We start from the raw sequence: 26,474 nt of genomic DNA, 5'->3' as shown, positions 1-26,474 counted from the left end.
ACAAACCTACTTTCTATAAAGTGAAATTTAAAATGCTGGGGGATTATCTTAGTTTAGAAGCCAAGACATAGTGTTCAAGGAAGAGTTCTTTGATTATTTACCGAGCCTTTCGCCTGTCATCAAAAAATACAATTCTTCTGATTTTCCTTTTGATAGTTTCCCATACTTGCTCTCCGCCTCTTTAATCACTTCAAATCTATCACCTGATGGAGTAATCCATAGGAAGTAATCCGTATCGTTTATTTTAAAATCTGCTGGTCGTGCCATACTTACTTGCATTTGACCATGCTCCCAATTTGTACTTTCCGCCAGTTGAATAATATCACTTATTTCCTCTTTATCCGTTACGGTTTTAATGACTTCATAGATGTCATTTTCACTGTTGATTCTCTCAACCACAACTTTTTCGGGCATTTCTACTGTCTTTTGCAAACAACCTCCGATTACAAAAAGAGCCAATAAAAGCATGAACAAACTAATAATTCTCATAGATTTATAATCCCCTTTTACCAGTATTGTACTATAAGACAATTTCATTAACAGCATTATTTAAGAGAGCAAAGAGTAACCTGTTTTATTGTTTAATCCTGTTTTATCATGCTCTATCATCGAATAATCTGAAAGGGTTAAAACTATAATATAGCAAGTTTCTAATAAACTACAAAAGGATTCTTACTTAGAAACCATCAAAACAGGAAGTTCTAATCTATCAATTAGGATTAGACAGATTGAACAGGAGGAATGAATTTTATATGAGTAGTAGAGAAGTACGAGAGATGCCGAGAACGTTTGCACAACAATTAAAATATTATAGGGGCCTCAGAGGTTATACTTGTAAGGAATTGGGAATGATGGCAAAAATTGACCCAGGCTACGTAAATTCTTTAGAACGTGGGAAGAAAAAAGCTCCTACCTATCCCATAATCAAAAATTTGGCAAAGGCACTAAAGGTAGATATTACTGATTTGATTGATATTGAACCAAGCGAGGGTGAGCTTCCTTTAAAAAGTATTCAAGAAGTTATGGTTAATCAAGAATATCTTATAAAAGGGAAACTTCCGACTATGGAAACAAGGGAGGATTTATTAGGATTAATAGAGGCATTACTTGATTGTGAATGGGAAGAACATAGCAAACATTTGGATTCTGTGGAGATTTTAAACAGAGTTGATACATTTTTAAGGTCTTTAAAATAATCATCAAACAGGCGAGGAAAGAGAACTATGTATTTTTTACTGGTTCTCTTTTTCTATATTTTTTGGAGGTTAGAGGTAAATGTATAAAAATTCCAGTGAGCGAGAATTCATATTTACACTATCGCAATTTGAAAATCCTCAAATATTAGAAAAGGAATTGAACTTGAAATTAGCAGGATTAGAATTAGAAACAAAATTTGCAGGATTGAAAATTGATATGTATGGAATAGAACAGGATTCAGGAGTAGAGGTCTTTGTAGAGAATGTGTTGTTAAAATCGGATTATTCTCACCAATACCGACTTCTTAAACTGATAGAGGCAATAGATAAGGGGATTATTATTTATCAAGCGGTAGCGTTTAAAGATAAGTATGTAAAACAGTTAAGGAATAAAATATTAAATTCAGGTAAAAAAATCAACCTTTACTTTGTAACGATTAATCCTGAATTATTTAAGGGAATTGACTTATTGAATAGTGGAACACATAAGTTGAAAGTCTATGAAAACCTTCATATCCTCAATGAAGTCTCTAATCCTATCCAATTACAAAAGGAAATGAGCATTATTCGCTCAATTAAGGGGAACAAAAAATACAAGGAAAAGATTGATTGGGATTTTACTAATAGAGCGGATGTAAACAACTATCTCTTACTGCAATTAAGAAAAAGGATTCCATATTTTTTATCATTTCAAAGGCAGAAATCCAATCTTGATAGTTTGAGGATTATCCCATGTGGATTCGGAAAATCTGGTGTGTCTCTTATGCTATCAGTAGAGGATATGCGTTATCGTGCGTTTGTAGAGTTAAGATTTAGAGAGTTTAGTCCGCCAATCTATTACAAAATAAAAGAGAGAGAAGATAAGGCGAGAGAATTAATTGGGAAGGAGCTAAAATTTTTGGATGATAAGCACACTATAAATTACTCCTTTAAATCAAGAGGGAAAAGTGTGAGAGAAGCAGTTGATAGGTTAGTAGATGTTGCTGAAAAATTTATCTTGGCATTCAGCAATGATGTTCTTTATGGCGAGGAGGAGAGACTTGATATGTGGGAAGAATTTGAATACAGTCTGTAAATGAGCAGGAACAAGGCATTGGATTATCCAGTGCCTTGCATTTGGGTTATTGAACAAATTATTATTTATAATAAGGATAGAATTTGCTAAAGAGGTGGATTAGAAATGGAAAAATTTTATATGGTGGATGTACGAATGGAATGGGATGAATTAGAAGTAACGATTCCCAAGGGAAAACTCAACTCTAATTTTCAAAACGAAGATTATGAGTGGTTTCCTGATTCTATAAAAGTCAACGTACTACCTAAATCAAAGCGTGAAATTCTTTGTGATTTTAAGGAAAATGTACAAAAAAATTTACAGGAAAGGTCTGTTAAACATTCTTTGGGGGAACAGCAATTGTTTTTTATGAAGGAAGCAACCTACCAGGAATTTTCTAACCGTTTCAAAGAGTATGAAGAGGAGTTTTATCAAATTAAGGAGGAACTGCTTTCGGAATATGAAAACTATAAAAATGAGGTTTTCACTAACGTAGCAAGTATGTTGTCGGAAGCATCAGATAAAGAAGAATTTATCCAAGCGATGAAAAGAGACGTTCCATCTAAAAAACAGTTTGGGGAAAGTTTCAAAATAAAGATGGATAAAATGGATGCAACATCTACTGTAATGGCAAATGCAGAAATTAAAATGAAATTTAACTAAGTTTAATATAGAAAACGAGAAAAGGACCAATCAAAAAGGTCCTTTTATTTGTAATGATAAAAAGTAATGTTATTGGGATAAAATTTACCTTCCAGTATATCGTTTAATAAATTCCCTGCCAAATTCTCTCGTATTCAACTTAATGCGGTCTATCGGTTCATATTCAATCCCAAAAGAGAATTCTTCTTTCAATCTTTTAAGCTCTTTATACATATTTTTAACAGGCACTTCATGTCCATCAGCAACCTGATAAATGACAAGTTTAGGTAGAGCGTTTCCGTCATTAAAAAGGTAAATTCGATATAAGCCATTTACGGATTTGACCTCGATTGTTTCCAGCAACTTGTTCATGCGATTACCCCCGAACGAATTCCATTTGTAGCCATATTATATCATGTACTTTTTGAAATTTTCTTCAACTTTGTAGGTTAAATGGCGTTTGTTACATAAATATCTCAACATTTGCGTAAAAAGTATGAAAAAAGTACGAAAGAATATCTTAAACCTTTTAATTCATCATATCTGTTCAGCAATTATTCGGAGCAATGACATAAAAGATACGAAAAAATTCATACATATTCTTAAATAAGATAGTTTCTTTGTTTGGGAAGCTATAAATATTGTAATTTTCGGAGCTACTGCTTCCACAAAACAGGGATTCAACAAACCCAGCATTCAATGAACCAGTTTTTCAGGAATATATCTGTTTCAGGAATCTATAATTTATTAGACCATTGATAGAAAGTGAGGTTATACCCAACATGGATTTAAAATTGAAAGATAAAGATATTCAAATAGAGGGAGTATCCCTACCTTTACCGTATCAACTTTCTTTAGAAAAGAGAGGGAAGACAGTTGTGAACCATCGGTATGTGGAGGATGTAAAGGAGCTTCAAATTTATTGTTCAAATTGCTGTAAATGGCATCCAGTGTACAGATTAGTGGATGGAGCATGGATTGACATAAATCAAACGTACAAGCTCTGTAATGCTGGAAAGGAACGAGAATATTTTGATACCTACTGTTTGCAATGTTATTCAAATAAGCACAAAAAGGAAAATACGGAAGTCGCTGAAAAAGAGGCTGGGAATGCTATGAAAAAGAAGGAAAGGGTTGCAAAATCAGTGGAGGAATCTCAATATCTCCCCTGGAGCGAAAAAAACGGAGGAGTTCAACAAACGATTTCCCTTGCACCCGATTTGGACTTGTATTTAAAGCTGTACGGTGTCTATCACAACAAGAAGAAAAACGAACTATTAAATGAAATCATCGCTGAATTCAAAGCCAAGAACCCTATCAACCTTTAAAACTGTCATTAAAACACCTTTCCTAAATTTGTCTGATTAGAGAAAATCGTATAGTTTTAGTATCAAATTTCATACCAAAACCCTATCATATCCAGAAACAGGAAGGAGGAGATAACTTTGAAACGTAAAGATGGGGAGTTGTACTATAAGATATCTGAGATTGCTCAAATTTTACACCTTTCCCCTAAGAATTTGTTCAACCTTATCCGTATTGACCGCCAAATGAAGGAGAACGGTAAGGAAGGGTTTTTGCCTAACCCAACAAAAATAAACAATGTCCAGCACTTTAAACAATCAGAAGTAAAGGCGATTCGGGCAGGAATTTATAAATTAATAAACGGAGATTTAAAAGAATACCGAGCAAAAGAAACCACTTATCACAAGTTAAAAAAAGAAAATGAGGAGCTTAAGAAGAAACTTGCAAGATTGGAAGGAGGAAAGGATGAATGAGAGTAATTGATGGGCGGAGGTATTATACCACAGGTGATTTGGGAGCATATATAAAACGTAGCCCCGCTACAATTGCTCAATGGTGCAAGTATAGCGACAGATTGGCTGAGAGTGGAAAGGAACGGTTGATTCCAGAACCACTTGTAATTAACGGACAGCGATTGTTTACAACGGAACAGGCATTAACGGTTAAGGAGTTTGCTGAATCAAAGAATAAATATGGCTTGATGTCTGAATTTAATCGGCAAAGGCTCGGAGCAAGAGGAAAAGAAATTGAAAAGAGAGTGAGGGAAAAGGAACAAGAGAAGGAGAAAAGGCAGGTGGAAAAGAACGAGAAGGAGCTGGAAGTGGCTCTGTCTAAAATAAATAGGGCTGTCGATTTTAAAGATAGATTTAAAAGATTGAAGAAGGACTTGTAGTCAATAATACAAGTTCTTTTGTGTTTCTTTGGGTTAGATATTAGAAGAATTGAGGTGAAATAGGAAAGTGGATTTTTAAGGCGAAAGGGGCATTTTAACCTTGATACATAAGGCTTCAAAACCTCTCGCAACTTACGGAAAACATAAACCTATATAGGGGGCAGAAAAATAATAAAAAATTTGTTTGAAATGTCGCACCCCTTCTTCTAAAGTAGGGATAAAGTTTTTTAGGACTTTATTGTTTTATACATTTTTTCGGCTTTATAGCCTTCTATTTCATTGCATGAATGTTCTTTTGAAAAGTCGAAGTTAATTTAAAAAAACAAGAGCAACTTTTAACTAAAATCTGTTAGAGGGACAAAACACATACATGGAAATTGTCGTAGTTCCTTTCCATGAATTGATTATATCTGGTTGAGATTGTTTCTTTTGCAAATAAATCTAAGATATTTCGATAAAATAATAAATAAAAGCCTATAAAGGCGATATAATGGACTTTTTCAGTGACTTCCTACAAATTCCCTGATAATCTTTAAAACGATTCTAAGGCGTTGTAGAGCCACTCTAAGCTATTTCTTGATTAAAGCAAAGGATATAATCAAAAAGAATTACATTACGATAAACAAGCAATATGACATTGCTATATTAGATACTTTAAGGAAGTAGTTGAGTTAATGTGTACACAGTAGAAACCATTTTAAACAGAATTAACGATACAGGCTATAGAATCAGACCAGCCTATGTCCAGGCAATGTTAAAGCATTCGATAATGGAAAAGGAAAATATAATGGTGAACCTTTCAAAATATGCGGAAATTGATTTTACAAGCAATCGTGATGTTATCGGATTTATTAATAACAGGTTATTGAGAAGAGAAGGTATTCAGGGAAAAACGATATCCAATAAAGTCCTGGAAGAGTTATTTGAAGAAACAAATAATCCTTTTTTTCAAACACTAATTATTTTTAGAAAATGTCATGATAGATATAAGAAGGTAGTCTCTCTTATCAAAGCTGTCATTGATTCGGAATTTAACAAAGATAATGATAACGGTGTTACTGCGTTTTTAAATAGAGGGAGATTTGAAACGATTTGGATTAATCCAGAAGCCAAACAAAATTCGGTGGGGGGTATCAGCCTGTCAAACCCTTCTTTACCGTTTTCCACTGAGGATATCAAGAACATTTTTGTTGGCGATTACATTGCTATTCCTTGTAAAGATATGGATGGGGTTCTATACATTCTAAATAAATACGGAGACCTTCTGAATGATGATAATTATATTGTGATTGGAACTACCCTTTATGCTGATATAAGATACAGTGATTGGTACGATAGCCCCTTTCCCCCATCAGACGAGGAAGAAATAAAGCATATGGAAGATTTCCGTAGGGAAATTGGAATAGATTATTATGGAGATAAACTAAAAGAAGAATCAGTGCAGGAGGAACAGAGAGAATAAAATCAGGAAGAGAATTTATTTTTAAACAAGCCAACATGACGAGCTGGTTGCTAAAAAATGGAATATCTTGTGAGTAATATTAAAAGCAAGGGACAATTAAGAAACCGTATAAGCTGGTCTTATTTGGTGGCTTAGACCGTTTTTCTATTATGAGTCAGCCCCCAATCACTATATTACAGGACCAATAATATATCATGAGGGGCATGACCTACACTAAAGCCATTTACAGGCGATATAAGCATGGTAAAAGTGAAATATGAGGATGAGTTGAGTTTGTAAATTAAAGAGAAATAGGATAGTTTCAGAAGCCCCTATGAAGGAACTTCTATTTTCTTTTTGTTGCATTATCAATGGCATTTATTGAGCCTTTCACCATGCTTTTGTATCGGCTTGTGTACAGTTCCAACACCTTCAAAATAATAGCTTCTTCCTTTGCTACATAGTTGCCAGTAGACTTTAACTTAACAATCTCGGCTATCTCCTGTTCCAATTCCTCTGAAAGAACTATTTCTATCTTTTTCATCGTTCTGCTCCCTTTCCCAATGTAATTGATTACCCCTGTTCTTTAAGCTTATTAGATTTTAGATTCAGGGAAGGTATATCATTACGAAGTAAATAGATTTTGAAAACAATCAACATTTAGGGAAAGACGTTGGCAGAACTTATTTCCTTTGATTAAATGGATTTGCCATCTTTTTTTCAGCCATACTTGATTAAGTAGAAGGATTCTTTGACACATTCTGTGTGATTGAAGGGATGGATAATAAATGAAAATAGCAAAATGTCTATTGATAGTGGCTGTTATCGTTATTGCGATATTTATGGGTGGAAGATATGTGTTGGACTTATTATTTGGTGGTATGTGTGGGAATGAAATTATTCAAGAAGTTCCATCTCCAAGAGGTGAAAAAATGGCTTATCTATTTAGTAGAGATTGCGGAGCAACAACAAGTATATCATACCAATTATCTATACTGGATAAAGGTGAAGAGTTTCCGAATAAATCTGGAAATACATTTGTGTCAGACGGTGAATTCACGATTAAGTGGGTAAATGAAAAGAATCTTAGTGTAAAGTACGGAAGGTCATCTGAAACATATGAAATGGATACAAGAGTAAATGGCATTAAAGTAGAATATGTTAGTGAATAAGGAGTTAAATTCATTAAGGTATCGGATTGATATTGGTGCTTTAATATATAAAGTCAAGATTTAAAAGATTTTTAGAAAATCTTTTAAAAATTCATCGTGTGTTTAGGCATTGCTTTAAGACTTCATTTTTTTCTTGTACTAAAGGTAAATATCGGAAGTTGGACTTGTCTTGATGTAATCTTTATTCTCTGCCCTTATAATAAATTTAGAATTATTAACCGAAAGGAATTATCATAATGAATAATATCAATATAGAGATAACTATAGTAGGAGAATATTCAACCTATGATGGTATTCGTACTGAGGCGGAAAAATTACCTAAAACAGCTCGTCAACAATTTATGAAGGCTTTTGATACTGTAAAGAAAAACCTTATTAATGAAAAGATTTATTTTCTGTCATCAGGTGCTTTTAGTGGAACGACATTTGGTTATTTATTTGTAACCGACACTAAGGCAGTCTTAGCAGAAGTGAAGCCTTTTGGAAAGGTAAAACCTCATGAGATAGAATACTCGGATTTTACAGAAATTGACCATGATATTCTAAAAGCATTGGGTATAACTGCAACTGTTATCGAACTAAAAAAACCTGGTTTATTTGGAAGTAAGAAGAATAAAATTACTCATATTCCTCAAAAGGACTTTGAAGATATTTATAAATTTATTAAAATGCAGATTAGTTAAAAGCAGGTACAATTAAACAAAACAAGATGTAATTTTATATATGGGTTAAGTAGTTCCTAATGTAATAGATTTTGAAACCAAGCAACATTTATATTTAGAATATGTTGAAATGGGATTGCCAGAGATAGTTGTCCTGAAATCTGATAAGTATTATGGAAACATGAAAGTAAGAAGACCGATAGGATATCCTATTGGTTTTTTTTATGCAATCTTACACTATCCGTTTGTTGCTTATCTCAAAAAGTAAGAATAAAATAAGAGTATGGTAAAAAATAAGTATGGCTTTGAGGTGGCACAATTGGAGCTTAAACTTTTTTATAAAACACAGAGAGAACTGGCTTCGGCATTAAACTCCGTAATAGATGCTTACTGGGAAAGTGAAATTGATGAAACTATTCTTATAAAAGAGGTTGAAGAAATATACAAAAATAACCCAAATAGGGTTCTAAAGAATGGCGACTTTACGACTATTCTTAAGCAACAATGCGGTAAAAGGCGACTTGAAGTTGTAAACAGAATTCTTGATATGAACGGTCATTTGGGAGAGTAATCATGGTGTTATCCTTAAATGGGAAGGAGTTGTAGAATGATTAGCGAATTAGAATATAGTTCTTCTTTAACAGGAGCTTCATTTTTGCTTTACGAATTAAAGCAAGTAATAGGTCTAAAGGTTCGGGATATAAATGATAAGGAAATAAAGCAACGAGTAACAGAGGAAAACCTTTTTCAATATAAATATGAATCAAGCATCAAGAGAAGCCTTCCAGCAGTGTTAAGAAGGGTAAATGCCTTAGATGAAACACTAACACAAATGGTATTAGAAGAACCGTTAGAAACAGGGAAAATAATCAATTTATACGCCATAATGAAGACGGATAGATTGTTTTTTGAATTTATGAATGAAGTCATTAGAGAAAAGTATGAATCAAATATACTATTGATTGAAAAAAAGGATTTGAATTTATATTTCACTGTAAAAGCAGAGCAGGATAAAAGAGTGGCTGGATTTACGGAGAAGACAATTGCCAAATTAAAGCAAGTGTTCTACAAGGTTTTATTTGAATCAGGCGTTTTAAAGGATAAAAAAACAGGAGAGTTAAGCAGACTTCTAATAGATGAAGATTTGAAGGAATACATAATTAGAATTGGTGATGGCCAGTTCGTTAAGGCAATGGGTCACTAAAGAGGTGAAGGTATGAGCAACTTGAATAATAGGCTGGATAAAATAATCCCCAAAATAAAAGAGGACAAGTTTCTTGAAGGAAGAGGACTTGGCAATGAAATCAGTTTCTATGTGTTTGATTATGAACCAGAACATGAATTGTTAGTTCGGGATTATGTAAAACATATTAAGAAAGAGTTCAATTACGAGGGGTCAAACCGAAAAATTATTGAATTTGACCTTTATAAAATGATGGTTGAAATTGCAAAAGAAAAACGTATTTTTGAGCGGATATTTCAAATGGAAGAGAAACAAGGGCGAGAATCTTTATTTCGAGCAATGAAAAACTTTACCGCACCTGAAACCTTTCTAAAAAGAATAAAGGAGCAAATTGCCGACAATAACATTGTTTTTATCACAGGGGTTGGAAAAGTCTATCCATTTGTACGTTCACATAATATCTTAAACAATCTTCAAGAGGTACTGGATAAAATACCTGTCATAATGTTCTTTCCAGGGGTATATGATGGACTTTCGTTAAAATTGTTTGGAAAATTCAAGGATGACAATTACTATCGAGCTTTTCGATTAGTGGATAAAGAGATATAGGGGGAGTTCTTGTGCAAATCAAGGATATGTTTGAGAAGGATATACACAGAAACATTAAAGGCGTAATTAAAGTTGCCCAAACGGATGAAGACAACATTTATCAAGAGTTGGATGAATATGTCGTAACAAAAGAACTTGCGAAGCATTTATCCAAGTTTTATGAGAATTACCAAAAGGGAATTGATGGATACACAGATAAAATGGGTGTCTGGATATCTGGATTTTTTGGTTCTGGTAAATCACACTTTCTAAAAATCCTTGCATACCTATTGGAAAATAAAAAAATAAATGGGAAACAAGCTATTGAATTCTTTGATAAAAAAGTTCAAGACCCGATGGTTCTCGCCAATATGAAGAGAACATCAGATGTTGAAACGGAAGTAATTCTCTTTAATATTGATTCTAAAAGTTCCGTTGATGGTAAATCCAAAGACGATGCTATTCTTAAAGTCTTTATGAAGGTGTTCTATGAGCATAGAGGTTTCTATGGTGATATACCTGGTGTTGCAGAAATGGAAAAACACTTAACCAAGGAAGGCGTATATGAAGATTTTAAAATGGTGTTTAAAGATTTATCTGGAGAAGATTGGATTGAAAGAAGAAACACGTTCTATTTCGATGCAGATTATGTCATTGGGGCATTAACACAGGTTACAAATATGACTGCGGAATCTGCAAGGAATTGGTTTGAAAATGGGGTAAACAATTTCGAGATAAGCATTGAAAAATTCGCTAAAGATGTAAAAGACTACATCGATAGCAAAGGTAAAAATTTTCATTTAGTTTTCTTAGTCGATGAAATTGGTCAATATATAGGCGATAATCAACAATTAATGTTAAATCTTCAAACAGTAGCAGAAGATTTGGGAACATTTTGTAATGGTAAGGTGTGGATTTTAGTTACCTCTCAAGAAAGCATTGATTCTATCGTAAAAGTGAAGGGCAATGACTTTTCTAAAATCCAAGGGCGTTTTGATACCAGACTATCTTTATCTTCCATTTCAGTGGATGAAGTAATAAAGAAACGTATCCTATCTAAAAAGGAACATGCAAAAGAAACGCTTCAACTTATGTATCATGAAGACAATACAAGTGCGACATTAAAAAATTTAATTGACTTTAAAGATAGTACAGCAGATTTGCGTGGATATGAGGATGAAAAGGAATTCGCTGATGTGTATCCATTTATTCCGTACCAATTTAAACTTCTTCAAAATGTATTTGAACAAGTCAGAAAACATGGAAGTTCAGGAAAACATTTATCTGAAGGAGAAAGGTCTATGCTATCTGCTTTTAAGGAAGCAGGTCTGAGATATTCTGAGGAACACGAAGGAGCACTCGTTCCGTTCTACGCTTTCTACGAAACAATAAAAGAATTTTTAAACCCGACTATCGTTAGGGTTATTGAAGGAGCATATGAAAACCCAGCATTAAGAGATGACAAATTTAATATAGACCTTCTTAAAGTGTTGTTCATGGTTAAATATATTAAGGAATTACCTGCTTCAGTAGAAAATATTGCGACACTAATGGTAACAAAGATTAATGAAGATAAACTTGTTCTAAAGGAAAAGATTGAGAGTTCACTGAAAAAATTGATTGCACAAACCCTCATTCAGAAGAACGGAGACGTTTATATTTTCCTTACGGATGACGAGCAAGATATAAATAGGGAAATCAAATCAATCAATATAGATGAAGAAGTGGTTAAAAGAGCACTGGCTGATTACGTGTTCCATGACTTATATGACGCAAAAAAAATAAAATACTCTGATAAATATGATTTTCCATTCAATCGAAAAATGGATGAAAAGGAGTATTTAAATCAAACTTCAAATATAGGAATTCATATTTTATCGCCATTATCAGATAACTACGATAAGCCAGACCAAGAAATCATGATGATGACTATGGGTAATAGTCAGATGATTTTAAAGTTACGAGGCAATGACTCCTATGTAGAAGAGATGGAAGAAGTTCTTAAAATAGATGAATATACAAAAAAGGTAAACCCTACCTTACCTGAAAATATTCAAAATATAATAGATAGTAAAAAGCATGAATCAAAATCAAGGAAAAGAAGAGTTAAAGAATTGTTAGAGGAAGCAATAAAGGCAGGAACTTTCTATATCAATGGAGAGAGACTGGATGTTAAAGGGAACACATTAAAGGACAAAATAAATACTGCTTTCAAAACTTTAGTGGATAATGTTTATACAAAATTAGGTTATGTAAAAGAATTTTATAATAGTGATGATGATATAAAAAGCCTTCTAAAAAATAACTCCGAGCAACAATCATTGGAGGATTTTAAAAGTGATACAAATGAGTTAGCAGAAAATGAGATTTTCTCGTTTATTAAATTGCAAGATGACATTTCTAAACAAGTGAGAATGAAAATTCTACTGGATAGATATACCGATAAACCGTATGGTTGGAATGAAGTGGATATTGCTGGAATTACAGCAGGATTATTTAAAAAAGAAAGAATTCGATTAAGATACAATGGTCAATATTTAGAACCAACAGACTATGTTGACGTAATTGATGCTCTGAGAAAGCCATCACAGGTTGATAGGGTTATTATCATCAGAAGGGTAAATGTTGATGAAGCCCTATTAAAGACAGCAAAGAGTATTTGCAAAGAACTATTCAATAAAACGGACTTACCAAGTGATGAAGATGGTCTTGTTAGAGAGATAAAGACTTTAATCGGTCAACAAATAGAAGCGATTAAACAACTGAAAAATCGCTATGAAGGAAGAAAATATCCTGGTAAGAGCCTTCTTGATAAAGGACTTGAATACTTTAATCAGTTTGAAAACAACATGGACAATGCTACGTTTTTTACCAAGCTAAAGGATTTAGAAGAAGACCTTTTAATTTGGGAAGAGGATGTAGATTATGTAAGACGCTTTTTTGAAAACCAGAAGGATATTTTTGATAAAGGACTATTAGCTATAAAGAATTACGAAGATAATAAGCTCTATTTAACTGACGATGATACGGAAGATGCGGCCAATAAACTTTCAGCCATTTTGGAGGATATCTTACCTTATGGGAAAATACGAAAAATACCAGAATTCGTAAATAAAATTGATGAAGCTCTAAATGTGGTTCTGAAGGATAAGAAAGAAAATGCCTCACAAAAAATTCAGGCAGATTATGACCAACTTTCTCTAAAGGCAAGTCAATACGAAGTAAATGCTAATACGAAAAAAACAATCGAATCGTTTTACAACAATCTGCTTCAAAGTATTAAGTCCTTTAGTGATATTTATAAGGTAGATGCAACTATTTCTCAAAGCAATAGCTTTAAGGAAAAGTACGATAGAATTATCGAAAATGAAATCAAGCAATGGTTGTTAGCCAAACAGGAAGAGGAAAGCGGAGAAATTATTAAAGACCCTAATGAGGAAGAAAAAGTGGAAATGGGTCTTGAAAAATTGAACATTAAAGAATTGTTCTTTGTAAAACGTCTAAATAACGAAGCTGACGTGGACAAGTTTATCAATTCGCTCTCCGATAAACTCAAAAGCATTATTAAACACAATAAAAATATCGAGTTCATCGACTAAGGCGGTTTATTGAAATGAATAAAACAGCATTAAAGAATTTTGCAGTAAATGCAAGAAATGAACTAATAGAAAAAATAACGGTTAAAGCCCTTCAATTAGGAATATCCGAAGATAGGGTTAAAAAGGCTGATATTCAAAGCTCGGATGCCATCTATATAGATGGTAAACAGCTTGATAAAGACCAAAAAAATCAAAGGGATGCATTAATTGCAAGAATAGATAAGATTGGTTTTAACCAAGTCATCGAGGAAGTGGCATATACTTGGTTTAATCGTTTTACAGCATTAAGATTTATGGAAGTCAATAACTACCTTCCAACAAAAATAAGGGTGCTTTCTTCGAGCAATTCTGGAAGTTTTGAACCTGATATTGTTCAAGAAGCCCTTAATGTTGATTTAGATGTAGATAAGGAATATGTCTACAACCTAAAATTAAACAACAAATCGGAAGAGCTATTCAAATATCTCATTATCAAACAATGTAATGGTTTAAAACCACTTCTTCCTTTTATGTTTCAGAAAATTGCCGATTATACGGAGCTTCTGTTCCCTGACGGATTATTAGCAGAAGGTTCATTTTTATCTCAAATGACTGATACAGATGTCTTTCCAGAAGGAGATTGGGCAGATGTTGAAATCATAGGGTGGCTTTATCAGTATTTTATTGCAGAAGAAAAAGACCGAGTGATTAAGGCGAAAGCTAAGTATAAAACAGAAGAAATCCCTTTTGCAACGCAACTCTTTACGCCTGATTGGATAGTTAGATATATGGTTCAAAACTCATTGGGGAGATATTGGGTGGAATCACATCCTGGAGATAGGGAACTATTGCAAGAATGGGAATTCTATCTTGAAAATCCAAATCCAGAACCAGACTTTGATGAGAAATTAGCACCTTATATTAATAAGGAATTAGAAGTGGAAGAAATAAAGTTCTTTGACCCTGCTATGGGTAGTGGACATATTTTAGTCTACGCTTTCGATGTGTTTTTTGAAATATACAGCAAATGTGGTTATATGGAAAGAGAAATTCCAAGACTTATCATTGAAAATAACCTATATGGCTTGGATATTGATGACAGGGCATATCAACTGGCATGTTTCTCCGTTGTTATGAAAGCATTACAATACAACAACAGATTTTTTAGAAGCATTGAAAGAGAAGGGTTGCACCTTAATTTAGCATCAATTCAAGAAACGAACGACTTAAATGAAGAGGACATTGCTTTCATCGCTGGTGAAAACAGCGGAAGTAACTTTGAAAATACAAAAAGTTTTATCGAACAGTTCCGAGATGGTAAAATGATTGGTTCATTAATTAAAATCAATAATTTTGACGAGGATTTTCTTTTAGCAAGACTGGAATATATTCAAAACAATCCAGCCAGAGATATGTTTGAAGATGAATCAAGAAAGAAGGCTATTGACCTTCTACCAAGTTTAATAAAGCAGACAGATATAATGCGGACAACTTATTGTATTTTAGTGTCCAATCCCCCGTACATGGGAAGCAGATATATGACAACAGAACTTACAGCATTCTTAAGAAATAATTATAAGTTTAGTTCAGATTTATTTTCTGTGTTTATGGAGTATTCTTTACAAAAAGTTAAGAAAGAGGGCCATTTAGGATTTATTACTCCTTTTGTTTGGATGTTCCTCTCTTCGTTTGAAGATTTGAGAAAAGAAATAGTCTCAGGAAATAGTATAAGTTCTCTAATTCAACTTGAATATAACGCATTTGAGGCCGCAGTTGTACCAGTTTGTACATTTACATTACGAAATGTCAACTCAAAAACAACTGGTGAATATATTAGACTGGCAGATTTTACAGGAGTCGAGAATCAACCCAAAAAAGCATTGGAAGCAATAAGAAATAATGATGTCTATTATAGATATACGCAAAAAAATGACTTCTATGAAAATATTCCAGGTCAACCAATTGCATATTGGATATCTGAAAAACTACAGAGTACGTTTCGGAGAGAAAAGCAACTATTAGATTATATCGAAGTAACAGGTTCTCAAAATATTACAGCAGACAACGATAGATTTTTAAGAAGAATTTGGGAAGTGAAAAAAGAGGATATTAATAAAAAATGGAGTTTATATACAAAAGGTGGAAATTATCGTAAATGGTATGGAAACTTAGAATATGTCGTAGATTGGTCACTGGATGCAAGGAGTTTTTATAAATTAAATAAAAGCTCAAATTTACTTAATGAAAAATATTGGTTTAGAGATGGTCTAACATATAACGGTATCTCAAATAGGGGGTTTTCAGTTAGAATTGCCCGTAACGCAATATATGATAAAAAAGGACCAACCTTCCACATGTTAGATGGAAAAAGTGAACATTATATTATAGGTCTTTTGAATACTAAGGTAATAAATTATATTATGGATTTGTTCAATCCAACAATGAGTTATCAGATGAAGGATGTTAATAGTTTACCTATTGTAATGGTAGATGACGATGATTTATTTGCTGAGATTGAAAAATTGTCTATCCAGTGTATAGATATTTCAAAAAATGATTGGGACTCATATGAAAACTCATGGGATTTCTGTAAACATCCATTCTTGATTCATAAAGGAGATACTTCAATCATTGAACAGACATTTAATAATTGGAGTTCATATACCGAAGACCAATTCAATCGACTAAAGAATAACGAAGAAGAACTGAACAAGTTGTTTATCAATGAGTACGGTTTAGAAGGTGAAATGTCTCCCGAGGTTAGTGAAGACGATGTAACAATAAGAAAATCAGATAGGAAAAGAGAAATTAAGTCGTTTATATCCTATGCTGTCGGCTGTATGTTTGGGCGTTATTCCCTTGATGAAGAAGGTCTTGTGTTTGCAGGTGGGAAGTTTGATTCAGAAGCATATAAAACCTTCAAAGCAGATAAGGATAACATTCTTCCTGTATTGTCAGGTTCTTATTTTGAAGATGATATTGTTTCAAAGTTTGTTGAGTTTGTGAAAGTGACTTTTGGTGAAGCCACTTTACAACAAAATCTTGATTTTATTGCTGATACTCTTGGCAAGAAAAGTGGAGAAACAGCTAAAGAAACGATTAGAAGATATTTCGTGAACGATTTCTTTAAGGACCACGTTCAGGTTTACAAAAAAAGACCAATTTATTGGATGTTTACTTCTGGTAAGCAAAAGGCATTTAACTGCTTAATCTATATGCACCGATATGATAAATCAACCCTATCAAGAATCAGAACGGATTACCTTCATGAACTACAAAATCGTCTTTTTGCAGAGAAAAAAGGTTTGCTTAGTATTATTGAAGGTGACTCTACGGTTAAAGAAATCAGTAATGCTAAAAAGGAATTAAAAGTCTTGGATAAGAAGATTGAAGAGTTAAAAGCGTATGATGAATTATTGCACCATTTAGCCGATAAGCAGATAGAGATGGATTTAGATAATGGTGTGGCAACGAACTATGAAATGTTCAAGGGATTATTGGCAAAGATATAGAAAGCATTATTAAGAAATATACCAGATAGCTTCTGGTATATTTCTATTTAATCGTAACAGAGGTTAAGAGGTGTTCATTCAATGAATATAGATGAAATAGTCAAGACTTTAAAGGAGAGCTACGATGCCCCTTTAAGGGATGGGGAACAACGAAAGATAATCTTCTGGTTAGATAAAGAAAGCAGTTTTTCAGAGATTATTGATGAAATAAATATTGATAATGTCATGCTCCATAAGTTGAATGAAAGCAACTTCTTTTATTCCAAGTATTTGTTGGAGGAAGAAGATACTGATTCCAACTATTTGATTTATTCCAATGTAGATATACAAACGGAAGAAGATAACTGGTTAATTGATACGTTCCTATACTCTAACCAGTTTTATGCTGATAAGATTTCTCTATTGATGAATGAATTGAAAATAGACAGTTCTTTAAGACATGTCATTAAGAAATATGAGAAATTCTTTGACAAAATAGAAAGACGTAAAAGGTTTAAGGCTCTTGAAATTGAACAATATACTGAAGAAAAGATTGAACTTGCTATCATTAGTGCTTTATGTAATCTCAAAACACTCGATACGGATGATGTACTTAAAAAGATATTGATAAATGGGATTGAAGAAAGCGAGAATAAATATTTTCAGCAGATGGATAAGTTCTTTGATATCGATGTATTCTGGAAGTATGTTTCCCAGTATTATGGCTTTTATAAGGAAGAGAAATCTCTTAAAAAGTTATTAATTCATTTAACTGTAACTGCTATGAGTCATAGTATGAATGAAAAGTATTTATCAAATATCAAAGAATATATTGCAGAAAAAAACCGAGCTAATAGCATGATTTTCATTGACCATTGGATGCATCACAAAACGGATTACACTTTTTATGATAATCTTGCGGAAATTATTGAAAAAGAAATACATATACATGACCTGATAAATGCACTGGACATAGAGAACTTCAAACATGCTGATGTATTTCCGTACTTTGACAAAGCGATTATTATTTATATTGCTAATAGCTTAGATTCTAATATTGAAGATTTTGAACAGTTCATTGACCTGATTCAACTTCGTAGAACGAAGCATTATTATGAGCAATTTCAATATATTTACGAAGCACTATTCTATACAGTTAAAATGCACCAATTTCACAAAAAATATAACATGGGTATTCCCCAAGTAAAACTTGCGGAGATGTATCAATTATATTTAGATGATTTCTATAAGATGGACACTTATTACAGGAAGTTTTACGTTGCTTTTGATAATGAGAGTAACAGTGACCTCCTCAAAAAACTTAAATCTATGGTAGAGAATCTATATACAAATTGGTATATGGGTCAATTAAGCTCCAACTGGTCTTCAGTTTTAAGCGATGAAATGAAAAAAGGATGGAAAATACCTGGTATCGAAAGCCAGATGGACTTTTATAAAAATTATGTATCACAAAAGGTTCAAAAAGGTGATAGGGTATTTGTCATTATTTCGGATGCATTAAGATATGAAGTTGCAGTTGAATTGAATGACAAGTTAAATACAGAGACAATTGGTAACTGTGAGATAGAAGGTAATCTTGGTGTTATTCCTTCGGTAACTAAGCTCGGAATGGCTTCCTTGCTCCCTTATAAGCAGATTGAAATAAAGGATAATGGGAGAGTGTATGTTGATTCAAAGGATTCCCAAGGATTAGAGAATCGAAAAAACATTCTCGAAGACAAAGTGGAAAATAGCATGGCTATTCACTATCAGGAAATCATGGCAATGAACAAAGCAGGTCGAAGAGAGCACTTCAAAGGAAAAAAACTTATCTATATCTATCATGATTCTATTGATGCTACTGGTGATAAGGCTTCTACGGAATTCTATACGTTTAATGCAGTGGAGAAAGCGATAGAGGAATTATATAATTTAGTTAAAGTTATTAAAGATGATTTAAGTGGGACAAACATATTTATCACAGCCGACCATGGATTTATCTATCAGAGAGATTCGTTAGAGGAAAGCGACAAAATTGAAAGAGAAGATATTTCATCCATAGAGGTTAAGAGAAGATACCTACTATCAAAAGAGCAAAAGGAAATTAAAGGGCTATTAAATTTTAGTATGGATTATGTTATTGGTAATGATAGTTCATTGACGGTGTATATGCCAAATTCCACAATACGATTTAAAACACAAGGAAGCGGAGCTAATTTCGTTCATGGTGGGGCAAGTCTTCAAGAAGTCGTTGTTCCTGTTATTCAATTTAAAAATGTTAGAAGAGGTCAGTCGAATAGTAAAGAAATTGAAAAGGTCGATATAAAATTGACTAATACTGTAAGGAAAATTACCAACAGTCTATTTAATCTTACCTTCTTCCAAACGGAGAAAGTGGAAGATAAGGTAGTTCCGAGAACAGTAAACATCTATATGGCTGACGAGAATGATGCATTAATTTCTAATGAAGAAACCATCATTGGGGACAAGCAGACAGATAAACCAGATGAAAGAACATTTAGAGTGAAATTTGCTCTTAAATCACAGCAATATGATAAAAACAAATACTATTATTTGATTATCAAAGATAGTGAAACAGATGTCATTATAGAAAAAATCCCTTTCCAAATAAACTTAGGAATTGTCAGTGATTTTGACTTTTAATAAAGGTGGTGAAGTTGCATGGAGCTATTGAGTGAGGAAAATAGCATTGACTTGGACAAAAAATTAAACTCCTTTTTTGCTGGGAGGGTAGTAAGAAAAGATTTAACCAAGCTCATAAAAGAAGGTGCTAATGTCCCTGTATATGTGCTTGAGTATCTTTTAGGTATGTATGCGGCCACAGATGATGAAGAAAGCATTAGTGAAGGCGTAGAGAGGGTCAAAAAAATTCTTGCTGATAACTTTGTAAGACCTGATGAAGCCGAAAAAATCAAATCAAGGATACGTGAACAAGGACAATACACCATTATTGATAAGGTGAATGTAACCTTAAACGCCAAGATAGATACATATGAAGCAGAGTTTTCTAACCTTGGGTTAAAGGGTGTGCCAATCTCAGCCAATTATGTAAAAGAGTACGATAAACTTCTTGCAGGTGGGATATGGTGTATTTTAAAAATGGATTATTTCTACGATGAAGAAGTTAAAAATATGAATCCATTTAGTATCAGTAGCTTAAAGCCCATCCAAATGCCCAATATGGATTTGAATGAGGTCTTTGAAGGAAGGAAAAACTTCACCAAACAAGAGTGGATAGATATTCTTATTCGCTCTACAGGGATGGAATCAACACAATTAGAGGATAGGGTAAAATGGCATCTTCTATTGAGACTTGTCCCTTTGGTTGAGAATAATTTTAATGCGTGTGAACTTGGTCCAAGGGGAACAGGTAAGTCGCATGTTTATAAAGAAATATCGCCAAACTCCATTTTAGTTTCTGGAGGACAATCAACAGTAGCCAATCTCTTTTATAATATGTCTACGAAAAAGGTTGGTCTTGTAGGAATGTGGGATGTGGTTGCTTTTGATGAAGTGGCTGGAATTCGATTTAAAGATAAAGACGGAATCCAAATTATGAAGGATTATATGGCATCTGGCTCTTTTGCAAGGGGAAAAGAAGAAAAGAATGCTTCTGCATCCATGATATTTGTTGGGAACATAAATCAGAGCTTGGATTCACTAATCAAAACGTCACACTTATTTGCTCCGTTTCCAGAAGAAATGGCAAACGACAGTGCCTTCTTTGATAGAATGCACTATTATATCCCAGGTTGGGAAATCCCTAAAATGAGACCAGAATTCTTTACAGATAAGTACGGATTCATTGTTGATTATTTAGCTGAATTTTTCCGAGAAATGAGAAAGCGTTCCTTTGCTGATTCCATAGATAAATATTTTAAGTTGGGCAATAATTTGAACCAACGTGATGTTATAGCGGTACGTAAAACGGTCTCTGGACTTGTTAAACTGATATTCCCACATGGAGAATATACGAAAGAAGATATTGAAGAAATCCTTGCTTATGCTCTTGAAGGAAGAAGAAGAGTAAAAGAGCAATTAAAAAAAATTGGCGGTATGGAATTTTACGATATTAACTTCTCGTATATTGATAAAGAATCCATGCAAGAAGAGTACGTATCCGTTCCAGAACAAGGTGGAGGCAAATTAATTCCAGAGGGATTAGGAAGACCAGGACATGTTTATACAGTAGGTCATGGAAACTCTGGAATGATTGGAGTCTATAAGCTCGAAAACCAAGTTGTTTCTGGTACTGGTAAATTTGAAAAATCGGGTATTGCTTCACATCGGGGAGCTAAAGAAAGTTTGGATACAGCGTTTAGATATTTCACTGCCAACTGTAAGAGCATTAGTGGTTCAATCAGCACGAAAACAAAGGATTATCTGATGCATATCAGTGACATGCAGGGGATAGGATTAACAGATGCTTTGGCAATTGCGGAGCTTATTGGATTATGCTCAGGAGCTTTGGAAAAACCAGTCCAGGAAAGTATGGTTGTATTAGGAAATATGACGGTTGGAGGAACTATCTCTAAGGTTGAAGAGTTTGCTAATATGCTTCAAGTGTGTGTGGATGCTGGAGCGAAAAAAGTATTAATCCCTGCTTCTTCCGTTGTAGATTTGCAAACAGTTCCGCCAGAGCTTCTGATAAAAGTTCAGCCGATATTTTATTCCGACCCGATAGATTCGGTATTTAAAGCATTAGGAGTAAGCTAATATAGAATTGCTGTAACTGCTGGGGAACAACTTCTCCAGCAGATTTTTATAATGGCACATTGAAAAATAGGGAGAGTAACATGAATATCTTTTTGGATACGAATGCCATATATTATGACCCATTCTTTAAAAAGGGGAAAAATAGAATTCTACTAAACCTTGCAAAACATGATGATGTAAAAATCTACATATGCAAAGCTGTATATTCCGAACTTTTTAGAGCACATAAGGTTTTTATTGAGCAACAACTGAAAGCGGCCAATGAATCAATGGTTAAATTAAGTCCTTTTTTAGATAAGACAGCTCAAAAGTTTGTTATTGATATAAAACTGGATGATTTTTTAGATGATTTCCATAAGCAGTATAATTTTTTCCAAGACGACAGCCAAATCGAAATTATTGAGTATGATGGGGATGTATTAGAAGATATCATTGAAGCTGACATGTATGAGAAAAGTCCGTTTATTAAGCAAGGTAACATTACGAATAACAAAGGTCAAAATGTAAAAACCGTAAATAAGGCGATAAGAGATGCGATTATTTGGTATTCTTATCAACGGTTTGCAGAGAATAATAAGTTAGAAGACTGCTATTTTATTTCTAATAACACAAAGGAATTTGGCAAAATTGGCTCTAAAAGCAGTCCAAAAGAAATGCCTTATCCACTTCATCCCGAAATTATTAAGAATAACAAAATAACTGCATATAAAAATATACATGATTTTCTCGCCCATAATGATGAACAGATAAAGAAATTGTTTAAAGATTTACATTCAAAAATCTTATCGAGTGAGTTATTTGATAAGGTGGTAGAACAATTGGAAGATGGTATCGCAGAAGAGTTGATTAATCAATATTTTGCAGAAGAAATTTTATCCGAAACTTATAGTTTTCTTTCCAATATGCAACCGAATGGGATACATGAAGATTATTTTATGCCAGGTTACGTTGACCCTTTACTATATGGAAATATTAGTGATATTCGTTTAAGTGAAGTTGATATATTTGGCGACACCATTTCCGTTTCAGTAGATGTTGATGTGGAAATGGAAGTAGATATTTATACATATAACCCTGTTCATGATGATTTAGATGAAAAATTTGAAAGTTATGCTACTGATATGGTTAAGGTTACGGAAAATATAGTCTTTTTGCTTCCAGTGGATATCGAAAAGGAATTGGCTGTCGATAATTTCTCTTTAAGAAAGTATATTGAAGGGAATGAACCAGACTATCTTAGTGTTGAAATGATTGAATTTGAAAATATTGACCATACAGATATGTTTCGTGATGAAGAATATGAAGAGCAAGGGTGAGGGGAAAAATGATTTTTAAATCAAATCCAGATATCTATAAGAACGCTTACCAAAACTGGCAAAAATCAATGAGGAAATTTGATGAACAATTTGCCTTGTACTCCGTTCAATTTAAGGATTCTGCTGACAAATTAATAAATGATGTTGGTGAGAACCGAGGGCATATTGTTGATAGTATTATAAATCCAGCTTTATTTCTTTACCGACATTCAATTGAGTTATGTTTAAAAGCAATTCTTTATAAAGTTTATCTTGATAATGGTGTCGATTACGAAAAAATCAAGGAAAAACTTGAAGGACATAGCTTAGATAGCTTGTGGTCAAAAGTAAATAATGAGATAAGAAATAATTATGGTTTTTTAGATAATCAACAGGCAAAGAATGAACTGAAAAAAATTGGCAAATTAATTATGGAGCTACACAATACTGATGACAGTTCTATGACTTTCAGATATCCGTATGATAAAAATTTAGAAGAGTATCAGTATGGTAATGGGAAAGAAAGTTTTGGAATTGACTTCAAGCACATGCAGAAGGAAATAGATTACGTTCATTCCAGACTGTATTATTGGATTTATGAAAGGATTGCAAATAGAGAGGAGTGGTAAAGATGAAGGATACCCAACTCTACTTTTGGAAGCCATTAATGGATAGGTATAAAAAAGAGTTATCTATGGTTGCGGAATATTACAACCGAACGATACCGCCATTTGGCGACATTGAGAAAGAGGCTACCGAATACGCTGATTCCATCTATAATAACTTTCCAGCAGACGAAAATACTGACCCCGCCACAGTTGCAGATTTTGCAAATGATGAAGGGATACAACTTTACGAGCTTTTGGATACCATGAAGAAGAATCATCTATTAATGTCGGTTTCATTGCTTTGTCAAATATGGGAACAGCAATTAATCAAGTTTACTTTGACAGAGTTGCGTCACTTTTTACATATTCAAAATAATTCCTTATCGTTCGGTGATGCAAAGAAGATTTTTGAGTTACATGGTGTTACATTTGAAGAGATTGCATCATGGAATAAGATAAGAGAAATGAGGCTACTGGTCAATACAATCAAACATGGTGATGGCGAATCAGCCAGGAAACTTAGAAAGATTAGACCAGATTATTTTGAACTCGATATTATAAAAGGGACAGATACATTGGAACTTGCAGGTGCAGTATTGTTAGATTCATACTCCCTTATGGTGGAGGAACAAGACTTTAGAAGCTATGTAGAAGCAACAGAAACGTTTTGGGATGAAATGCCTGAACGTGCATATTCAAATGTAGATGCTATCATATCAGCATTCAGCAAAAAGAAATGAAGTGAATTGATAATTTTGGGAAAATCCAAATATTTATTTAGTGTTATCCGATAATTGAGCCATTAAGGCTCTTTTTATTTTGGCAAAATTGCAGATGGATACATGGAAATAATCTTCTTCGTATCGTTTGGGTGATAAAATAGTCAAACGCAATAGAACCGTTCTACTATAGGCAATAATGAACCACAGAGGTAAAATGAAATTATATTATAAAAACAATAACATCTAAGAAGGAGGGTTTTTGATATGAAACCATTTACTGAAACTGAAAAGAATATGAGCAATATGGAAAGCAATAAAAACGATAAGATAAATCGAGAGCAAATAGCTTCTGCCTACAATCATCAGGAAAGAGTAGAACATGTTAATAAAACAGTTGCACAGTTTGATGCTATGTTTGCAAGATTGAAAGCCTCTAAAAATGGTGAAAAGTAATGAAGCAAAGAGATTCAACAGATTTAAAACCAGGAATAAGCAGTAGTAAGATAAAGGAAAAGCAGTTTAGGAAACAGAAAAGGATTGATAGGCTAAAAAACAAAATGGAAGCTGAGGGTGCAACTGGAGAGGAAATCAGAAATGCTGTTTATAAATTAAAACATCTGGAAGACCAAAAGATAGAAGAAGGAATTCAAACAAAATATGTAAAACCTGGAAAGAATGAAAAAATCCTTCTCGCAAAAGGACTTTTTCAAAGTAATAATCTTGAAATATTAACCACTACCAATAGTATAGCAGAGCATAAGATAACAATTCCAGAGAAGATTACCAAGCACAAAGAATTTATGGAGTACATGCAGACCTTGGATTTCCGATTTTATTTTAAGGGGTTACAGGATTGGGATATCAATGAAACGAAGGAATGTATATTTATTGAAGGAAATAAAGCATGGATAAAGCAAGATGATAAAGGTGTCTATAGATATTACTCTAAAGATGAAGAAAAGCATACTGTTCATGGATTAAATATCTTTGACTTGATTGAAGTACATGAAGGAGCTGAAATTGGTTCTGTTTATAGCATGAATAATGCGAGAAGAAGATTGGCTTCCGATTTAGGTATCGTTTATTCAGAGAGACAGTGGGAAATCTTGCAAGAGAAAAAATATGAAAAAAATATGGATATCATCCAACGTGCAGATGTTGAGATACAAAGAGATTTTCCGAATTTATTTGATTTCATTAAAAGTTATTTGCACTTGCTGGAACATCTCAACGATTGGGGAGTTAAGCATATCTTGGAAAAGGAGCAGAGTTTTAAAGGTGAAAGTATCTTTTTTCAATCCACTACGCATATGGAAAAGATTGTGGGCAGAGACCAAACGATATGTAGCAGGGCAATTAACATGTTCACAGTATTAGGATTGATAAAAAAGCTAAAAGATGAGGATGCTCCTAATAGCTTAATGAGTGTAGCTCAAGCTATCAGGGGAGGGAGAAATGAATTTAGGTTGGTTAATTTTTTTAGCATTCCTGTTCTTAATCACCAAATTCTATTGGAAGCAGAAAAACGTGTAGAGAGATTAAAAAAGTCTGGTATCACCAGCATGACCCATATTTCAAAGAAGGAAGTAGAGAAGTGCTTTGGTGTAGCATTTGCAAAGAAAGTATATGTAAAACCCATGTCTATTCGGGAACAATTATTAGAAAAATCCTTAAAAGAACATTTGTATTATGATATTGAACCTGCTGATTGATTGGCAGGTCTTTTTATTGCAGAGAATAGGGAATCACAATACTTCTGGAGGAACTTTCGCGGACTGCATGGGCTTGTCAATTAAAGTGTGTAAGTTATTCTAAGTACCTTAACACACGATCTTTAAGATGGTCATGAAGGAGTAGTTGATTCATCACCATAGCCCATTGTTGAATATGGCCACCATTCCATTTGTT

The 26,474-nt window shown here is 33.4% G+C and carries 24 protein-coding genes; 21 read left to right on the top strand and 3 right to left on the bottom strand.

The annotated features are described in order from the left end of the window. Positions 1-93 precede the first annotated feature (93 nt). Positions 94-489, bottom strand: a complete 396-nt coding sequence (locus ACE38V_RS18160) for a hypothetical protein (protein ID WP_375843458.1) — start codon at positions 487-489, stop codon at positions 94-96. A 263-nt stretch (positions 490-752) separates the two neighbouring features. On the opposite strand from ACE38V_RS18160, the gene ACE38V_RS18155 reads away from it, so the two are divergent. The 3 genes from ACE38V_RS18155 (at position 753) to ACE38V_RS18145 (ending at position 2,913) form a co-directional block, all read left to right on the top strand. Beyond that, entirely contained in the window at positions 753-1,196 is a 444-nt protein-coding gene (locus ACE38V_RS18155; RefSeq protein WP_375843456.1) for a helix-turn-helix domain-containing protein, read from the top strand. 79 nt (positions 1,197-1,275) lie between these two features. Then, a complete protein-coding gene (locus ACE38V_RS18150; RefSeq protein ID WP_375843455.1) occupies positions 1,276-2,271 on the top strand; it encodes a hypothetical protein in 996 nt (331 codons plus the stop codon). 105 nt (positions 2,272-2,376) lie between these two features. Next, positions 2,377-2,913, top strand: coding sequence for a hypothetical protein (locus ACE38V_RS18145; protein WP_375843453.1), 537 nt, complete (start codon positions 2,377-2,379; stop codon positions 2,911-2,913). An 84-nt stretch (positions 2,914-2,997) separates the two neighbouring features. On the opposite strand, the gene ACE38V_RS18140 is transcribed toward ACE38V_RS18145, so the two are convergent. Further along, on the bottom strand, positions 2,998-3,264 hold the full coding sequence (locus ACE38V_RS18140; RefSeq protein WP_375843452.1) for a hypothetical protein: 267 nt from the start codon (positions 3,262-3,264) through the stop codon (positions 2,998-3,000). A 410-nt stretch (positions 3,265-3,674) separates the two neighbouring features. Here ACE38V_RS18140 and ACE38V_RS18135 point away from each other — a divergent pair, with 410 nt between their 5' ends. The 4 genes from ACE38V_RS18135 (at position 3,675) to ACE38V_RS18120 (ending at position 6,551) form a co-directional block, all read left to right on the top strand. Then, positions 3,675-4,220: a hypothetical protein gene (locus tag ACE38V_RS18135; RefSeq protein ID WP_375843450.1), complete on the top strand. Its 546-nt coding sequence runs from the start codon at positions 3,675-3,677 to the stop codon at positions 4,218-4,220. Between the two features lie 117 nt (positions 4,221-4,337). Beyond that, the gene (locus ACE38V_RS18130) at positions 4,338-4,670 is read left to right on the top strand and encodes a hypothetical protein (protein WP_375843448.1); all 333 of its coding nucleotides are present in this window, start codon (positions 4,338-4,340) and stop codon (positions 4,668-4,670) included. Then, entirely contained in the window at positions 4,667-5,089 is a 423-nt protein-coding gene (locus ACE38V_RS18125; protein WP_375843446.1) for a hypothetical protein, read from the top strand. Before ACE38V_RS18130 ends, ACE38V_RS18125 begins: the two co-directional genes overlap by 4 nt. Positions 5,090-5,765: 676 nt before the next feature. Then, positions 5,766-6,551 (top strand): hypothetical protein, encoded by a 786-nt coding sequence (locus ACE38V_RS18120; RefSeq protein WP_375843444.1) that lies wholly within the window; start codon positions 5,766-5,768, stop codon positions 6,549-6,551. Between the two features lie 325 nt (positions 6,552-6,876). Here ACE38V_RS18120 and ACE38V_RS18115 read toward each other — a convergent pair whose 3' ends face one another. Then, a complete protein-coding gene (locus tag ACE38V_RS18115) occupies positions 6,877-7,074 on the bottom strand; it encodes a hypothetical protein (protein ID WP_375843442.1) in 198 nt (65 codons plus the stop codon). Between the two features lie 244 nt (positions 7,075-7,318). On the opposite strand from ACE38V_RS18115, the gene ACE38V_RS18110 reads away from it, so the two are divergent. The 14 genes from ACE38V_RS18110 (at position 7,319) to ACE38V_RS18045 (ending at position 26,278) form a co-directional block, all read left to right on the top strand. Further along, positions 7,319-7,702, top strand: coding sequence for a hypothetical protein (locus tag ACE38V_RS18110; protein ID WP_375843441.1), 384 nt, complete (start codon positions 7,319-7,321; stop codon positions 7,700-7,702). Between the two features lie 236 nt (positions 7,703-7,938). Next, complete coding sequence (locus tag ACE38V_RS18105; RefSeq protein WP_375843439.1) at positions 7,939-8,385, top strand: PH domain-containing protein; 447 nt, start codon at positions 7,939-7,941, stop codon at positions 8,383-8,385. 289 nt (positions 8,386-8,674) lie between these two features. Continuing rightward, complete coding sequence (locus ACE38V_RS18100) at positions 8,675-8,935, top strand: TIGR04540 family protein (RefSeq protein WP_375843568.1); 261 nt, start codon at positions 8,675-8,677, stop codon at positions 8,933-8,935. A 36-nt stretch (positions 8,936-8,971) separates the two neighbouring features. After that, complete coding sequence (locus ACE38V_RS18095) at positions 8,972-9,568, top strand: DUF1819 family protein (RefSeq protein WP_375843437.1); 597 nt, start codon at positions 8,972-8,974, stop codon at positions 9,566-9,568. Between the two features lie 12 nt (positions 9,569-9,580). Then, positions 9,581-10,156 carry a DUF1788 domain-containing protein gene (locus ACE38V_RS18090; protein WP_375843435.1) on the top strand — a complete coding sequence of 192 codons (576 nt, stop codon included), beginning with the start codon at positions 9,581-9,583 and terminating at the stop codon, positions 10,154-10,156. A gap of 26 nt (positions 10,157-10,182) precedes the next feature. Next, positions 10,183-13,734: a BREX system P-loop protein BrxC gene (brxC, locus tag ACE38V_RS18085; protein WP_375843566.1), complete on the top strand. Its 3,552-nt coding sequence runs from the start codon at positions 10,183-10,185 to the stop codon at positions 13,732-13,734. 14 nt (positions 13,735-13,748) lie between these two features. Beyond that, positions 13,749-17,225, top strand: a complete 3,477-nt coding sequence (gene pglX, locus ACE38V_RS18080; protein ID WP_375843433.1) for a BREX-1 system adenine-specific DNA-methyltransferase PglX — start codon at positions 13,749-13,751, stop codon at positions 17,223-17,225. Between the two features lie 81 nt (positions 17,226-17,306). Beyond that, complete coding sequence (pglZ, locus tag ACE38V_RS18075) at positions 17,307-19,868, top strand: BREX-1 system phosphatase PglZ type A (RefSeq protein WP_375843430.1); 2,562 nt, start codon at positions 17,307-17,309, stop codon at positions 19,866-19,868. An 18-nt stretch (positions 19,869-19,886) separates the two neighbouring features. Then, positions 19,887-21,941, top strand: a complete 2,055-nt coding sequence (brxL, locus tag ACE38V_RS18070) for a protease Lon-related BREX system protein BrxL (protein WP_375843427.1) — start codon at positions 19,887-19,889, stop codon at positions 21,939-21,941. A 92-nt stretch (positions 21,942-22,033) separates the two neighbouring features. Then, positions 22,034-23,257, top strand: coding sequence for a PIN domain-containing protein (locus ACE38V_RS18065; protein WP_375843425.1), 1,224 nt, complete (start codon positions 22,034-22,036; stop codon positions 23,255-23,257). Between the two features lie 8 nt (positions 23,258-23,265). Then, on the top strand, positions 23,266-23,865 hold the full coding sequence (locus ACE38V_RS18060; protein WP_207980492.1) for a hypothetical protein: 600 nt from the start codon (positions 23,266-23,268) through the stop codon (positions 23,863-23,865). A 2-nt stretch (positions 23,866-23,867) separates the two neighbouring features. Beyond that, entirely contained in the window at positions 23,868-24,584 is a 717-nt protein-coding gene (locus ACE38V_RS18055; RefSeq protein WP_375843423.1) for a hypothetical protein, read from the top strand. 246 nt (positions 24,585-24,830) lie between these two features. Continuing rightward, on the top strand, positions 24,831-25,019 hold the full coding sequence (locus ACE38V_RS18050) for a hypothetical protein (RefSeq protein ID WP_375843421.1): 189 nt from the start codon (positions 24,831-24,833) through the stop codon (positions 25,017-25,019). Next, a complete protein-coding gene (locus tag ACE38V_RS18045) occupies positions 25,019-26,278 on the top strand; it encodes a hypothetical protein (protein WP_375843419.1) in 1,260 nt (419 codons plus the stop codon). The genes ACE38V_RS18050 and ACE38V_RS18045 overlap by 1 nt, the downstream gene beginning before the upstream one ends. The last annotated feature ends 196 nt before the right edge of the window (positions 26,279-26,474 follow it).

The organism is Cytobacillus sp. Hz8, assembly GCF_042263505.1.
Classification (GTDB): Bacteria; Bacillota; Bacilli; order Bacillales; family Cytobacillaceae; genus Bacillus_BE.
This window is presented reverse-complemented; position numbering and strand designations above follow the sequence as displayed.